Below are 14904 nucleotides of genomic sequence, written 5' to 3' on the forward strand. Positions count from 1 at the left end.
TTCTATCTCTTTTCGGCCATGACGCGGGCGATCCGCGTCGTCCGTGATCTGCTGTCGTAGATCGCGCGGCCCCGGTTGGAAGCCGATGCGAGGAACCTGTCTATCCACCGCGTGCGTTCTGCTTCTTCTTCCCTCTCCTTGTCCGTGACGGACACGAGGCCTGAAATGGCCGTGAGGGAGGAAGCGCCTACGGCGTACTGGTACTGCCACCCGTCTTCGGAAGCGCCAGGAGCGGCATTGCAGAGAACCCTGTCGGATGCCCATCTCGCCCAGCTCGACGGAAGGAGGACGCGAGAGCGCCGTGGCTTGAGAATGCCGCCTGATTGAAGGAATACCGGGCCGCCAGCGCGCAGATGGTGGGAGAGGATCGCCACGGAAGGAGAGACGAACGTCTTCACAGGCTTTCCATCGACTACCGAGCGGTAGAGGAAGGGATTGCGCGATTCCTTCCTTTCGAGTCTGTAGAGGCCGTCGGCAATCTTGTCGTCGTAACGGACTGCGAAGAACCCACGCTCCTCATCGAGCCTGCCAATCACCTGGTAGCCGTGCACGCCGTCGGGATCGCCGACATCGGCGCGCGCTTGCTTCGACGTGGGCTTTTCGGCGATGGCCATCCTTTCGATGAAGTCGCGGCGCACGCGCTCGTCCGGACACCTGACGGCATATCTGGGCAGCGCCCACTTCGACAGGCCGTTCCATGTCTCGACCCTGGCTCCGGCCGCTCCCGCCGCGGCATGAAGGCGTTCGAGCACCGCGATCGGCGTCGGGCCGCTGATCCTGACGAGATCGGAGCCGACGCGCTCGGCCATCAGAGGATTCTGAAGCAGCCGGCGGACCGGGAAATGGCGCAGCAGCGTCATCTCCAGCCAGCCGGCATCAGAGAAGGATCGAAGCAGATCCCATTTGGATGGGCGGCCGTCCTCGGGCATGCCTCGCTGGATGATCTCGATGGCCTCGGAGAACGAAAGCCCCCGCGCCGTCCGTTCGTAGAGCGCCTCGCCAATCGTCACCAGCTCATCGCAGGGAGCTACGCGGTCTCCGGCCCAGTCTTCGACTGTGGTGACAAGTGATGGCACCGTATCGTGGTGGAACTCATCCTCCGAGATCTCCCTTGCGAAGTCGAAGGAAAGCCGACGAAGCTCTCCAACCTCGTTCGCCCGCGGGACAAGCAGGATCTCGCGGATCTCCTTGTTGCTGCGGGCGACGAACGCTCCTGAATAGATTCCTTTCAGGAACGAGAGACCCTCTTCGCTGCGAACCATGTCGACCGGCTTGCCATTCTTCTCGACGCGGATGGCGGCCGGCATCGGACCTGCAATCATCGGAGCCAGCGGCGTGCGGCCAAGGTGCGCCCCACCAACCCTGATGCCGTCCCGCCACCCGAATTCCCTCGGGGCGCTTGCCGTCTGGGCACCGCCTCCGACCTGGTTTCGAAAGTGGGCCACCACCCAGTTGGCGTTCAGTCCGGCAACAGATCGGATTGCGTCAGCATCGCATGCGGCGAGCTTCGAGCTTGTCATCAGGAGGATGTTGGATGGCGATGTTCCTCCCCGGTATTTGCCCCAGCCGCTGTTTTCGAGGAACACGATCCCTTTCCGAACCAGCTTTCCAAGAGTCTTGGGAATGAATTTAAGCGCCTCCTCGGGGGTCGCAATCGGCACCCGGTCGCCGAGCGGAGAAACCCGAAACAGCTCGTGTTCGCCGAAATTGCCCTCCGCGACCTCGACCTCTTCGAGCGCAGCCTGTTCCGCCACGAGCGAATACCATGCCTGCCAGAAGGGTGTCTCCATATATTCGCGCACGCCGCGTTTCCGCGCGATGTCAAATTTTTCGAAGTTGTACACGAACGACTGCATCGTCTGGCCGCTCATGTTGGCCGTCGTGATTTTGTTGGCGACGGTAAGCGGGTCGAGAAGTCGTTCCGGAGGAATGGAATCCCGTACCTTTCGCAGTTCCACCTTGTGGCGCCAGGTCGGAAAGGCCATCTGCAGCGTGCGGCCGATACGGCTGATGTTGTTTGGAATGTTCTCGGGCAGCACCAGATCGATCTGATGTTCTCGCCAGAGAAACTCCTTCAGGTGCCGCCACATCAGGTCGAGACCGTTCATCGGGAACCCGGTGAAATACTCGTTGAGCTGCTTTGCGAGAAGATCGTCGCGGAAGTCTCGATCCCCGCGCTGTCTTGTCTTGGTCGTCTGCATCCAGCAGAGGAACACGAGGATCCTCACGTAGTCAGGGGTATTCCCCTTCCTCGGTGCCATGTCGCCGGAAAAGCGAGCCTTGAGGATGTCGATGTGCGGAAGGGTCTTGATGAGCTGCTTGCGAGCCTCTTCCAGATCGGTGACCCCGAAGATGTCGAGGAGATCGTCATCGGCGACGTAGACGCTGCCGACCGGACCGGTGCTGCCCGGAGCCAGAAAATATCTTTCGATGCATTCCGCCTCGAAATTTCTCAATCTTCCTTCGCCTCCCCCCCTTAAATCCCCAAACGAAGCCTGACCCGATCCCCTATCGGTAGTGGAGTTCCTCGGACTTGCCCCTGCCCTGCTGGCGCGGCGGCTCGAGGTGAAGCACAAGATGCGGAGCCTTGAGCGATGCATCCGGCGACATGTCCGTGTCCTCGAAGGTCAGCCGCGCGAGACGGAACGTTCCCTCGTCGCTTCCGAGCAGGACAGCGGCGCCATCCTCCGGCATCGCCAGTTGAGGAAGGTCCGAGACGCGCCGCTCAGAAAGCTGGTCGTGCAGCAGCTTCAGGCGTGCGCGGAGGTAGCGGACAGGGATGTTGAGCTCGATCTGCCCCGGCTTCGATCCGAGGATGGCGAGAAGCTGGACGATCGCCCGGTCGATCGCGTCGACCTCGCCTTCCTTCGTCAGGGGCAACGCAATCATGCCTGCGCCATCGGTCCCGCGGCGCTGCTGCTCCTCGTAGACGGCGACGAGATCCTGGTCGGCGAACGTGTCGCGCGAGGCGCGCCACTCGTCGCGTCGACGGTACCGAAGCTTCGCGTTGCTCAAGCGATATCCGTTCGCGGCCACTGCGTCGGCGGGGATTGGCTCGCCCCACCCGGCCGGCCAGTAGGTTCCACTGCCGTAGCCGTCTCCCGACCGCTCGGAGTCGTTTCTCTTGTTCATGTACCGCTTCACCATCGGGGGAAGCTTGCGGCCGTTGGCGATCACCTCGGAGGTCATCCGCGCAGGAACGCCCACGGCTGCTCCGGCGAGAAGATGGCGCACGAGCTTCATCATGAAGAACGGAGGGACGGCGTTTCCAACCTGCCGATACTGCGCATCGCGGGCGCCGAGGAACTCGAAAGAATCCTTGAAGCCCTGCAGACGGGCACCTTCCCGCACCGTGAGGGCGCGGTCATGCAGAGGATGGGTGAAGCATCCCGAGGTGACGTTGCCGAAGCCAGCCGAGATCGTGTAGGCCGGAGTGGCCGCGTGGAGGCGGCCATAGAGAGTGGCGTAGTCCGTGAGCCGGACCCGGCGGAAGCGGTCTGGCAGAAGCTCGGGCGGTATATCCTTCCAGCATCCGCCCTGCGGCACCTTGGACACCCGCTTCCTGTTCAGATCGGAAAGCTTGTTCGAATGGTGGTTCGGAGCCATGCCTGCGGTGTCGCGCACGAAACTCTGAAATGCGGTGGGCAAGCCGACGGACCCGAGAGTGGCGACCGCCGCCGCGTCCGTGGAACAGTCGGAAAGGTCGGAGATTGCTTCACTGACACTGACATATTCGGGAAGCTTTCCCGACGCATCGGATGCGTGGGTGTGCAGTGGGAAGTTTGCGGGAATGGGATCCAGCGTGGCGACGAGGATGAAGCGGTTACGGAGCTGTGGCAGGCCGTAGTCGGCCATGTTCACGACGTCGGCGAAGACGTTGTATCCTCTGTCCTCAAAGAGCTTGAATAGCTCCTTCACGATGACGAGGTTCTTTCCGTAGACCACGCCGGGGACATTCTCCATGATGACGCGGCGCGGCTTGCGTCCGACGGCGGTGAACCCATCCAGCAGTCTGATGAAGTGAACGAACAGGGCGTTGCGGGGGTCATCGAGGTGGAACACGCCCATCGTGCTGACCGCCTGGCACGTCGGCCCGGCGAAGAACCAGTCGATCTGGTCGATCCCGGCGCGCTCAACGACGTCGGCGGCGGAGACAAGCGATACGTCGCAGCAGTCGACCAGTGCTTCGGGATGGCTGTTGCGGAAGGTCCGGGTTGCATCTGTGTCGATGTCCAGAGCCCATTTGACTTCGAGATCAGGTATCGCCGCGCAGGCACCGGCCGACATGCCGCCGCAGCCGGAATAAAGGTCGATTGCTGTCTGGCCCATGATTCCCCCAAGGATTTCACGCAGTAGTAGCAAAGGGAACGCAGATCATCGACAGGATTTGCAGCAAAAAGCCATTTTTTTATGAACGCAGGCAGTGACTTGAGCTTGTATAGCGGGTCAACAAGGACAAATACCCCTACACGAAGTTCCCATACGGGCGGGATCAAGGTGAAGAGCGTTAAACGGTGGGCATCGTTTCCACGCATGATAGAACAGTTCCTCCAGCAGCGCGGGGCCGCGGTTCTACCGCCGCGCGAACTGGAGGCGATAAGGCACCATCCGCTAGGCCTCGTCGCGAAAGCCAGCAACTTCTACGTTATGACGGGCACCCGACTGGAAGCTCATCGCTAACATCTGTGGCGGGTGCCCAGGCACTGGCGATGGGAGCGATCGGGGTCACGTGGTCGCGCTTGCCGTAACGGCGATCATCGGATGCACGGGTATAGTGACCTTCCTGCTGATCCGCCGGATTGCGCTAGCGCCTTAGTTCTTCGGCGACAAGGATTTGATGATCCTGTCGTGGGCGACGATGCCACTCGAGGTCGAACGGCACCGAAAGTGCCGTTCCATTTCGAAGGCCATCAAGCAGCCGTGTGATCTCCCGGAGACCGTCCGATAAGTCGCAGGACCTCCTGGCCAAGAATGACATCGCGCCCCATGAGGAGCTCGGCGAGCCCGTGCACGTCTTTCGTGCGGGCCTGGATAATCTCCTCAGCGCGTTCGAGCTGCTTCTCGAGAAGCCGTTCAACCTGCCGCCGGAGCACAGAATTCTGCCGTCGAAGCTCATCGAGGTCCTTTGATGTCGAAACATCGCAGTAAAGAAGTGCCCCCAGGCCCATGCTGGCAAGCATGAGAGTGGCAAGGTCCGAAGCCCGCTGAAGGTCTGACCCATCGGCACCGCCTGAGCCCTCGAAAACATCCCCGAGAACGACCTTTTCGGCAGCCATGCCACCGAGCATCATGGCAATCTCATCGAGATAGGACTGACGGCTTCGGCTGCGTGTCACCCGCCTCCGCCATTGAACGTGCCCAATGCTACCATCGCGATGCCCCACCTCTTTCGCGACGACGATCATTTCGATCTCGGCTACAGCGAGTTCGAGGCCGACGACAGCATGCCCGGCTTCGTGGATGCATGCTGCCCAACGCTCCGCGCTTCCGAGGGCAGCAAGGGGCGGCACGAGCGCCAGCACGTCCGCGGCCTCCACATCCCTGCCCTGTTTGCGCGCAATCCGGCGGGCATCCTTCGCGACCTGTGCAATCAATGCGCCCGAATATCCGCTCATCGCCTTCGCGGTTTCCTGCAGAGCCTCGGTAGCGCCGGAACTAAGCTCGAGATGGGTTGCGAGCATCTGCGCTCTCGCCGCCTGATCAGGAAGGTCGATGATGATGTGTCGGTCAAGGCGACCGGGCCGTCTCAAGGCGGAATCGAGATTGTCCGGGTAGTTCGACGCCGCCACGACAACGACACCCTCGCGGTCATCCGAGCCATCCAACAATTCCAGGAGGGCATTCACGACCTGCGTGCTATAGCCCGCGTTGTCCCCCCGGAATGATCGCCTGTCTCCGATCGCGTCGATTTCGTCGATCAGCAAAACTGTAGGCGCATTCTCCTTAGCATCCCGAAACGACTTGCGCATGGCCCCAAGCAGGTCCCCCAGGTGCCCTTTGGATTGCCATTGTGCACTTGACGTACCGATGAAATGCGCGCCGCACGACCTAGCCAGCGCCTGCGCAAAAAGCGTCTTGCCGCTTCCCGGCGGTCCGGAAAGAAGCAGGCCAGCGTCCACGTCCCGCCAGGCAATCCTTCCAACCCTCCAGTCCGCCAGATCAGACACGAGGTTCGTTCCCCAATCCCGCGCGTGGCCGTACCCCTCGAGTTCTTCGAGGCGCGGTTCCCATTTGGCCGGGCTCCTGGCACTGGTCGCCACGGCGAGCTTACCGAGCACGGCATCGATCGGCCTTCCCTTGCGTAATGCCGCAAACAGCTCCTTAGGACGATACTGTGCAAGCGCCACCGCATGTTCGCGCCCAATGCGAATCCGCCAAGCGTCCTTGGCAGCCGAAATCAGATGTGCCGGTTTTACCGGATCCACCTGAACAATCCGGTCGAATGCAAGTTCGAACTCAGGGGGCATCTTGCAGCCGCTCTCGATCAGGACGACCACGGCCGACTTCAATCGTACGGTATCCTGGGCATCCTCGCACATCGTCTCGCCGCGTCTGCTGAACATGATCGACGCGACATGATAGTGATCCAAGGCATCGCTCGATTTGAGCACTGCCCTCGTGGCGTCGCGGTAAGCTTCGAACGCAGCATCCGGTGGAGTTGTCAGCCCGATGACTTTTGAATCAGAACGCATCTGGAGAAAAAGGCCGCATTTTCGAAGTGCACTGCGGATCGCATAGCCATAGGCCTTGTTTTCGAGCGTGGCATCAGGCTCGATGGGTTTCTTATTCATGCCCGCCTCCTACTTCGCGCGCGGGCGGACGACCGTGTCCGGGCCAAGCAGGTTCTCATCGACGTCCACATCGAGGTGGCCGCGCAGGATCAGGGAAGCGATCGTCTCCATCGCACGCCCTTCGCATACGGCGGTGAGGCATTCGGTCAATGTGAGCGTGCCCATTTCTTCCAAGGCGGCAAGCACTCGGATACGATCTCCAAGCGTTGCTTCATATCGGGCATACCTCACCAGGTCCCTGGCATTGTGGAGGCGAACCGGATTGAGATCGGAGAAGCGCACCAACTGATAACGGTACCCTGCCATCGCGAGCACATTCTCAAGCCATTCCGAAGCCTCGTCATCTCCTGTGCAGACCTCGACCATCAAACGCTCGGTCATGGTCTGAACCATGAAGTCGACATGGTGGCGAAGGCGACGTTGACCGACATCGTCGGCGATCTGATAAGTGAACGGCTGCCATGAGACGACGTCTCGGTCGAGGTCCAGGAGGCATGCGTAATCGCGCGCTTCCTGGGATCGGAATACGGGGTGGCCGACGGCCTTCAACGTGGCGAATGGAAATAGCGGGCGGTAGTCTTGGAGATCGCTGGCGACATCACCAGCGGCATGAGCGGATAAGGTCTTCATGACCGTCCCTCCAACGAATAGCGAACTGGGCGGTGCCGGGAACGGTCCCGGGAAGCCGTCAGCGTATTCGGAAGGTGGACGTAAACCTGTTGCTCATGGATAGAACATTTAGTGAACACAAATTCGGACGTCAACCAGAATTCTTCGCCGCAGTGAGACCGGGCTCACAAATGGGAAATCGGCAGCGCCTTTTTGCTGCGAAAAACGGAGGTTTTTAAGCATTCCATGACGGGTGATACCCGCGATTCGGCCATATCAATCAGTGCGATAGACCGAAGCCACGGAAAATCGACACACCCTCTCTTGTTGGTTCTGCCGTCGCCGGTTACGGTTTGTCACCGTAGTCGCAGAAAACTTGATCAGAGATTGGTATCGTCATCGTCCGAAAGGGGACCGGGCCGGGAGAAGAGTTCTTCCAGCGTCTTTTTGCCAGAAACGAACGTAACGTCAAATCTGCCGTCGGTGTCGATCACTCTCTGAGTGCCGCGTGTTTTAGCTGCTTCCAGAACTTCCTGGATGCGGGCCTCGGCCTCGTGTCTCTGCCAATCGGAATCACGCGTCATCTGGGCCTCTCTCGGACGACATCATGCCAGCCTGCGCAGTATAGCGAACGAATTGGATCGCACCTCAGAGTTTTTCAAGACGGCAGTTTCTGACCACAGGATGTTACGGTGCGGACAGACCCTATTCTTCTACTGGATACGGACATCGTCAGCCTTATGGGTCGCGTGAAACCGCCGAACGGTCTGCGCCCCTGGCTCCTCCGCGTCGGCATACATCGTCTTGCACTCTGCTATCCAGTCGTAGCAGAACTGCTACGCGGAGCCCACCTTCGGGTGAAGGATGATCCCCAGAGAGCGCTTCTCATCGCCAACTGGGTAGATGAGCTTACCTCCATGGCCTTTCCGTTTCCGGAAATGACAACGGAGGTGGCAACGGTCTACGCCAGCATGACATCTGTCCCCAGCCTCCGGCACATGTGGACCGTTCAGAGCGGCCAGAAAAGCAACAGGCTCGGACATGATTTAATGATATCGGCCGTCGCCATCGTCCACCGGATGCCGATTCTCACTGCGAACGTCGATGATTTTCTCGAGATCGATGAACTTTTTCCCCTACCCGGCGTGTACCACCCTATGAAGGCGCGATGGTTCGTGGATCCCGGCTTCGAGGTGCCTCTGCCATATTTCGATCCAACCGAGCCCGACCCGCATGAGAAGGCTCTGCCCAAGCTCACCAGCCCTAGCGCCTACGGTTCGATCGTCCCGGGAAACGACACTCAATAGAGCACCGAAATCCTATTTTTCCGGCTTGATGGAGCCTCACCTCTTCAGACTTTCCCTACGTTTCCCCTGAGATACGATCTTGCGGCCGACCTTGGCCGGCTCGAATCCCACCTTTGACAGTGCATCGCCAAGCGTTTCATTGTCGGCCGCCATTTCCCCGATCGCGCCAGCCTCACCGGCTTCGGCCTCATCCTTCTTTCCATGGTCTGGCATGCCAATCTCCGATTTCGACAGTCCGCCATCGCGGAGATGTTACGAGCTTTGGCTTACATGCTAACCCATTTTGCAGCTTGCCTGAAGGACGCCGCTACAACGTCCACGAAGGGTTTTCCGAAATCGGGTAGCGATTGCCATCAGCGCCAGAGCCGCTTGAGCACATAGGATCTGCCCAAGCTCCCGAAGGCGCCTTACACCTTCCCGTCGGCATGACCGGCTAGCTCCGAACAGGATAGCTAGAGTTTTAATCAATCCCTTTCCGGGACAGCAATTCCGCCGCGGTACGACTACCCGAAACGGAGAGCCTGCGATGGCGCGGAAAGTCAAAAACAAGCCGGTGCTCGATGATGTCCAGGCGAAGGCCATGGGCAAGACGAAACGGGAAATCCTGAAGGTCCATGCCGAGATCGGGGGACGTTTCTTCAAGCTTGGCAAACTCATCGAGGAACTCGCACACGTCGCCCCGGAAATCGACCTACGGGAATTCCTGAGCACGGAGTGCGCCATAGACCGGGCCGAGGCCAATACGCTGCTGCGCTTCGGGGAAGTTTTCCGCGGGCGCGAGAAAACCATCACCAAGGCATACCTGCCGCCTTCCGCGCTCATGGCGATCGCGAAAGCCGATGAAGCCACCCGCATCGAAGCCTTCACCCGCATTGATGCCGGGCTGCGGCTGGACGCCGATGATGTCGACGCTCTCAAGACCGATCTCCGCCGCATGTCCCGGTCATACGACGAGAACCGCAGGGATGATCGGCTGTCCGCTCTCGAAGACAGGGCAACTCAAACCGCTCGGCTGACCGCAAGGACCCTGGAACGGCGCGTGGACGGGCTGCTCGACATGATCCACGAATTCTTCGAGGAGCACCTGCTGGTACCCGAAGGCTGGGGAGTCTACGAGTACGTTGCCGACATAGAAAGTGCTGGCTACAAGGCCAGCCATGCAAGGATTCGATCCGAGGCTGCCGCCGCACTCGATGAATTCGAACGGGTCTATGGGCGCCAGCACCTTCCAGGAAACGAATGGCGGTCCGCCCTCGCCCGGGGCGATGAACTCGGCCCCGGCCTTGCCAAGGCGCATCTGTCGCTGAAATCCTTTGTGGCCGGACGTTTCGGAGAACCGATAGGCTTCGATTTCCAGACAGACGAATCCCAAACCATCGGATTCGACATCTGGGAGGGGCTGGTATTCCTGTCTCCCGACACGAAACAGATCGGAAGCCCGTGGAAGTATCCGGTTGCCCAACCTCCGTTCCGTCTGAACTGCGTGGAGATCTGCGCTGGTGCCGGCGGCCAATCCATTGGCCTCCATGCCGCAGGATTCGACCCTGTCGCACTCTACGAGAACGACGACGACGCGGCAGCCACGCTTCGACGGAACTGGTACCGTTGGAAGGTTATAAGGAAGGACGTCAGAAATGAATCCTTCGTCCGCTATCGTGGTATCGACCTGGTGGCCGGAGGAATTCCCTGCTTGCCTTATTCCCAAGGCGGTGGCGGACTGGGGAAGATGGACGATCGCGACCTGCTGAACGAAGCCGTGCGGGTCGTGCGGGAAGCGCAACCCAAGGCCTTCTTCTTCGAGAATGTTCCCGGTTTCATGTTCGACAGGCATTCAGACCACCGAGCCCGGGCACTCGCCGCGTTCCGCGATCTCGGCTACGAAGTCACGATCCAAAAACTGGAGGGCAAGGATTTCGGCATTGGCCAGGCTCGGACACGCATTGTCATTGTCGGCTTTGCGGACGGGCTGCTGCATCGTTTCAACATGCCTCGAACCGCTGACGCGAGCACCGTCAATGTGCTGGAGGACCTGTTGATGGTGCATCGAACACCTCCGGAAACGCGCCCTCGCGACGGAGAAACCAGCGATGGGTACTCCGCTGAACAGAAGCGTTTCGACGAGTGGGCGGACCACTGGATCAGGGAATACGGTGGACGATGCACGCCGACCATTGCCGGGATCGCCAACGGTGCTCAGGACAACACCGCCAAGGCCTGGGCAGCAGCCGGCTTCGATGTCAGGAAGTTGGCCGGCGGCCCGCCAACCCCCGCCGATATCACAAGCATCGACTACCTTCCATGTCTCACGATCCGGATGCTTCAACGCCTCCAGAACTTTCCGGACGAGTGGGCATTTTCCGGAGATCGGAGCCAGCAAATCCGGCAGATCACCAACGCATTCCCTCCACGGCTCGCACGATCGATCGCGCAGGCGATCTACACGGCACTTACCGGAGTCACCTTTAATCAGAAGAGCTTGATGACTTCGCCTCTTCCACGCGGCTCGATCGGTGCGACACCGCCGAAGATCAATCTGAATGCGGGGCGGTACGAGCCGGATGATGGTGTGCCATCCGAGACTTGGAAGACGAGGTTCAAGCGAGGCGTCGCCATGCCGGGTGACGGCTGGCCGGAAGGCGACCCATATCCCGGCGATCGGACATGGGACGCATAAACCTGAGACACTCTCGGAAGCAAAGGGCAGTCCTCTCGTCTAACGGCTGTGCCTTGGCAGGTTCCTCGGGTCAAAGAGCGCGTTCAATGCCTGTTCCATTTCCGCATTTTCGTGCTGGCGAATCTCCAGCACCTTCCTGCCATCGATGGTGATGAGAGCCGGAATCTCTTCATCGAAAGGATAGGAGACTCGGAACTCTCGGCCCAGCACATCCTCGAAAACGAAGCTCTCCGTCTCCCGGACGCTATCACGTTCGACGATCACTTCCTCGATGTCGTTGACTTGAGTGGTACCACGAACCGCCTCCTCCCACGCAAGCGCGAAAGCGGTGGATTGGATGATCCTGGGCCGGGAATAGTCGACGTCGATGACGGTATACGTCATCATCTCCTCTTTCATGCCCGCGAGTATCTCCTCGTCGGTGCCTTCTATGCGATGGCTCGTATCCTGCAGGTACCACCAGTGGATCCACCCGTTGTCGCCAACCTCGATAAGATCGTAGCAATTCACGGCAACCGTCGCGTCCTGAAGAGTGACATCGCGGTCTACGTCCACGCCGAACCAGAGTGACATAGGTGAGAAGACCCTGGGGCCGGCCTGGAAACGAACTGCCAGTTCTCCCCCATCCTCCTCAATCACCATGGTCAGCCCGAGGCTCCTGTATGCCGGACCAAGCACCTGTTCGATCTTCGCTACCACGCCCTTCACGTTTTCCCGCATCGTCAGCCTCCCCTGTGAGCCGTCTTGCTCACCAGAAAGCTGCGGGGCGGCGATGCAACCGACAACGGATGCCGACAGTGTCCGGGCTCGCTTCGACGAAGGCCGTGTCGGGACGAGAAATCCAACCGGAGTCGTCAAGCTGTCTTTGTTGCGATCGCGGAGAGAGAATCAACAGGACAAGTATATGAAGATCATCGACAATATTCCCAACGAAGGATTCGCACATAAAGTTGACAATGCGCGAAATAGGAAAGAGAGATCGAATATTACCGACCACACCTAACGTCGATCCGGAATTTTTTGTAGTAACTACCGTTGACGTCAGGCGATTTTTCGTCCTCAATATTCTTCATCGAAGCTGACGAGTAGCGCAATGACCTACCATTTCGCAGCCATATCAGGGCGAATAGCCCTTCGGTCCAGTGCCGCCGTCTAGCGGACGATCTGCGCCATTGCGCGGGTTCTTCGACCGACTGAAGTATCCGGGTCCTCCAAAAAAAGTGAACCGACCTTCATTTTCCCTCCATACGGACGAAAAAAATCCGAGTATGTACTTGTTCCGGCCCGAGGCCATATGCCCCGGGAACTCAGTCTGTGCTGATGATCGAAAGGAACCACACATGCGTAATATATGTTGCTAACACCTGACCCAGGCCATGCCTAGGGCGTAAGCCCAGCGACCGCCTGGCGCATAGCCTTGCTTCCCAAACATCCGAGACCATGATCCCGACGAGCATCCATCGTCGGAACGGCATCGTGCGTCCTGCATCACGACAACCAGGAAGGTTCAGACATGAAGCCTGCCGTCGAAGAACCGTGCCCGCTGTTCGCGGCACCAATACGCCCTCGACACCTCGTCTCACGCCGAGGACCGGCTCAACCGCCAATGCTGGGTTCTGTAACCGAATCCGGCCTCACACACAAACGTTTCATGAATAGGGAGATTGAAATGGACAATCGCAGGACCTGCGAACTCATGCAAAACGCCCTCGATATTCTCACCGAGGGAACGAGAACCGCCAATTTGCGCCGGGAATTCCAGTACGACGAACTCGAGCAAGCGGCCATCCAGGAAGCACTCGGCATCGCCGCGGACCTCCCCTCTCAAGAACGCAAGGCATGGGAATTCATGGCTTCCCCGCTGGTCGAGATGAGCGAGCAGCTTGATGCCCCGCCGCTGCGATTTCCTTCGTACGAGACGTTTCTCGGCCTGCTTCGCACGAAGATTGCCGCAACCGAAGTGGCGGCGCAAGGCGAGACGGTCGGTTGAGTTCCACGATCAGCAACTTCCCCCGCAACAAGGAAACCACAATGTTTCACGAAGAAATGACCGCCTTCTACACGACACTGGCCGACTTCCACCCCTCCGTCCTCAGGTGGGCAAGCGATATACTGCAGGATGAGCCAATGCTTGCACCAACCTTCGCGACCACGCTGAACGCCATCATCCAGCAGGCCCAATTTCCGGAAATCGGCGATGATTTGGCCCACAATTCTCTGATTTACATGATCGAGTGTGAGGCTGGCCCAGCCCTCCGGCGGCTGGGCATCAGCTTGCCGATCCCCTCGCCCGCAGTTTTCGCGAAACTGGCGCGCTCTTTCCGTGAAGACGACGAAATCTCCAAAGTCCTGCTCCAGGAGCCCTTGATGGTGGAAAAAGGCCCTCTCGGGGCCTTGCGCAGGAGACTGTGGGCAGAGGGCTTGAGGGAGCCCTATGTGTCAGTGAAACTCGCCGAGATCCAGCAGCACTACGCACAGATAAACTGATTCCGTTGCGTCAGGCCGCTTAACCCAGCAAGCGGCACATTCCCACACACATCGCAAATCCGGCCTCGCCGTGCGCCCCACCGCGCGGAACGGCGGAGCCATGCCCATCCCAACAACAGACCCTCCAGCCCCGCGGGCGACTGCCCGCCGGGAACGGAGAGTCGCGTCCCAAAGGAATTCGAAATGACGCGTATTCGCCAGGTCATCCGATACATGAAGGAGCTGGAATCCGGTTTCGATCGAACTTTCCTCCCCCTGCCCATCGAAACCGTCTTCCTGAAAGCAAACGAGCCCCTCTCCGGCCGTTACGTCCCATTCGAATCCGATCCGCACGACGAAGAGGATTATTCAGGCCTCACCGGCATTCCCTGGGTATGGCAGCCGACCGAAGAGGCCACGCCTTCCAGGTGGTATCCTTCCCGTACCAAGGGCCACAGCCGCGGCACCATGGTCAACAGCAAGACGTGCAAGGCGATCACGTACTCGAGCACCTACGAGCGAAATCTCGCCTACATGATGTGCGCCTCGAAGCACGTCATGCTCGTGGAAGACCAGCCGTCCGCGGTTCCGATCCCGCAGGAGGACGGCACCTCACAGCACACCATCGACTACCGAACCACGATGGCGACAGGAACCGTGATCGTCGTGGGAGTGCGCCCGACCTACCTCTTGGAAAAGGACGGCCTGGAATACACCATCGGCACCTTGGACCGGAACCTGCCCCACGGCTTCGCCGACGGAGCCACCATCATCACCGAGCGGGAAGCCACCGATGCGCGCTGCTGGAATGCAATGAGCATCCTGCGTGCGCTCAAGCATTCCGTTGCGGCCGACAACGATCGCCTTCGCGAATACGCATCACGCTTCCACGGCACCGTCCACATCCGAGATCTCCTCGCGGGGTGGGAGATCCCAGCCTATGGCCGCAACGCGGTCTGGTGCCTGATCCACGACGAGATCCTCATGCAGGTCCGCCCGGATCTCAGGCTCGTCGATGCCCCCTACGTCAGATTCAATCACGTCAACTGAGAGCAAC

12 protein-coding genes are annotated in these 14904 nt (G+C 59.6%); 5 read left to right on the forward strand and 7 right to left on the reverse strand.

What is annotated here, in order from left to right; genetic code table 11:
- Positions 1–2 precede the first annotated feature (2 nt).
- The 5 genes from DEM27_RS15775 to DEM27_RS15795 form a co-directional block, all read right to left on the reverse strand.
- Positions 3–2456 (reverse strand): hypothetical protein, encoded by a 2454-nt coding sequence (locus tag DEM27_RS15775; RefSeq protein ID WP_109459205.1) that lies wholly within the window; start codon positions 2454–2456, stop codon positions 3–5.
- Between the two features lie 52 nt (positions 2457–2508).
- Positions 2509–4329, reverse strand: coding sequence for a DNA cytosine methyltransferase (locus DEM27_RS15780; protein WP_109459206.1), 1821 nt, complete (start codon positions 4327–4329; stop codon positions 2509–2511).
- A 581-nt stretch (positions 4330–4910) separates the two neighbouring features.
- Positions 4911–6791, reverse strand: a complete 1881-nt coding sequence (locus tag DEM27_RS15785; protein ID WP_109459207.1) for an AAA family ATPase — start codon at positions 6789–6791, stop codon at positions 4911–4913.
- Between the two features lie 9 nt (positions 6792–6800).
- Positions 6801–7421, reverse strand: a complete 621-nt coding sequence (locus tag DEM27_RS15790) for a PDDEXK family nuclease (protein ID WP_109459208.1) — start codon at positions 7419–7421, stop codon at positions 6801–6803.
- Positions 7422–7780: 359 nt separating this feature from the next.
- Positions 7781–7984 (reverse strand): hypothetical protein, encoded by a 204-nt coding sequence (locus DEM27_RS15795; RefSeq protein WP_109459209.1) that lies wholly within the window; start codon positions 7982–7984, stop codon positions 7781–7783.
- A gap of 273 nt (positions 7985–8257) precedes the next feature.
- On the opposite strand from DEM27_RS15795, the gene DEM27_RS15800 reads away from it, so the two are divergent.
- Positions 8258–8707, forward strand: a complete 450-nt coding sequence (locus tag DEM27_RS15800) for a PIN domain-containing protein (RefSeq protein WP_245445867.1) — start codon at positions 8258–8260, stop codon at positions 8705–8707.
- Between the two features lie 36 nt (positions 8708–8743).
- Here the strand turns inward: DEM27_RS15800 and DEM27_RS34040 are convergent, their stop codons facing one another.
- Entirely contained in the window at positions 8744–8920 is a 177-nt protein-coding gene (locus DEM27_RS34040; RefSeq protein WP_165823451.1) for a hypothetical protein, read from the reverse strand.
- Positions 8921–9233: 313 nt separating this feature from the next.
- Here DEM27_RS34040 and DEM27_RS15805 point away from each other — a divergent pair, with 313 nt between their 5' ends.
- Positions 9234–11381 carry a DNA cytosine methyltransferase gene (locus tag DEM27_RS15805; protein ID WP_109459211.1) on the forward strand — a complete coding sequence of 716 codons (2148 nt, stop codon included), beginning with the start codon at positions 9234–9236 and terminating at the stop codon, positions 11379–11381.
- A 39-nt stretch (positions 11382–11420) separates the two neighbouring features.
- Here the strand turns inward: DEM27_RS15805 and DEM27_RS15810 are convergent, their stop codons facing one another.
- Positions 11421–12101, reverse strand: a complete 681-nt coding sequence (locus tag DEM27_RS15810) for a hypothetical protein (protein ID WP_109459212.1) — start codon at positions 12099–12101, stop codon at positions 11421–11423.
- A gap of 793 nt (positions 12102–12894) precedes the next feature.
- Between DEM27_RS15810 and DEM27_RS15815 the strand changes: the two genes are divergently transcribed.
- The 3 genes from DEM27_RS15815 (at position 12895) to DEM27_RS15825 (ending at position 14897) form a co-directional block, all read left to right on the forward strand.
- Positions 12895–13371, forward strand: a complete 477-nt coding sequence (locus DEM27_RS15815; protein ID WP_128755520.1) for a hypothetical protein — start codon at positions 12895–12897, stop codon at positions 13369–13371.
- Between the two features lie 41 nt (positions 13372–13412).
- Entirely contained in the window at positions 13413–13868 is a 456-nt protein-coding gene (locus DEM27_RS15820) for a hypothetical protein (RefSeq protein ID WP_109459214.1), read from the forward strand.
- A 183-nt stretch (positions 13869–14051) separates the two neighbouring features.
- Positions 14052–14897: a hypothetical protein gene (locus DEM27_RS15825; RefSeq protein WP_109459215.1), complete on the forward strand. Its 846-nt coding sequence runs from the start codon at positions 14052–14054 to the stop codon at positions 14895–14897.
- Positions 14898–14904 lie beyond the last annotated feature (7 nt).

It is taken from the genome of Rhizobium album, from assembly GCF_003122325.1.
Lineage (GTDB): Bacteria > Pseudomonadota > Alphaproteobacteria > Rhizobiales > Rhizobiaceae > Metarhizobium > Metarhizobium album.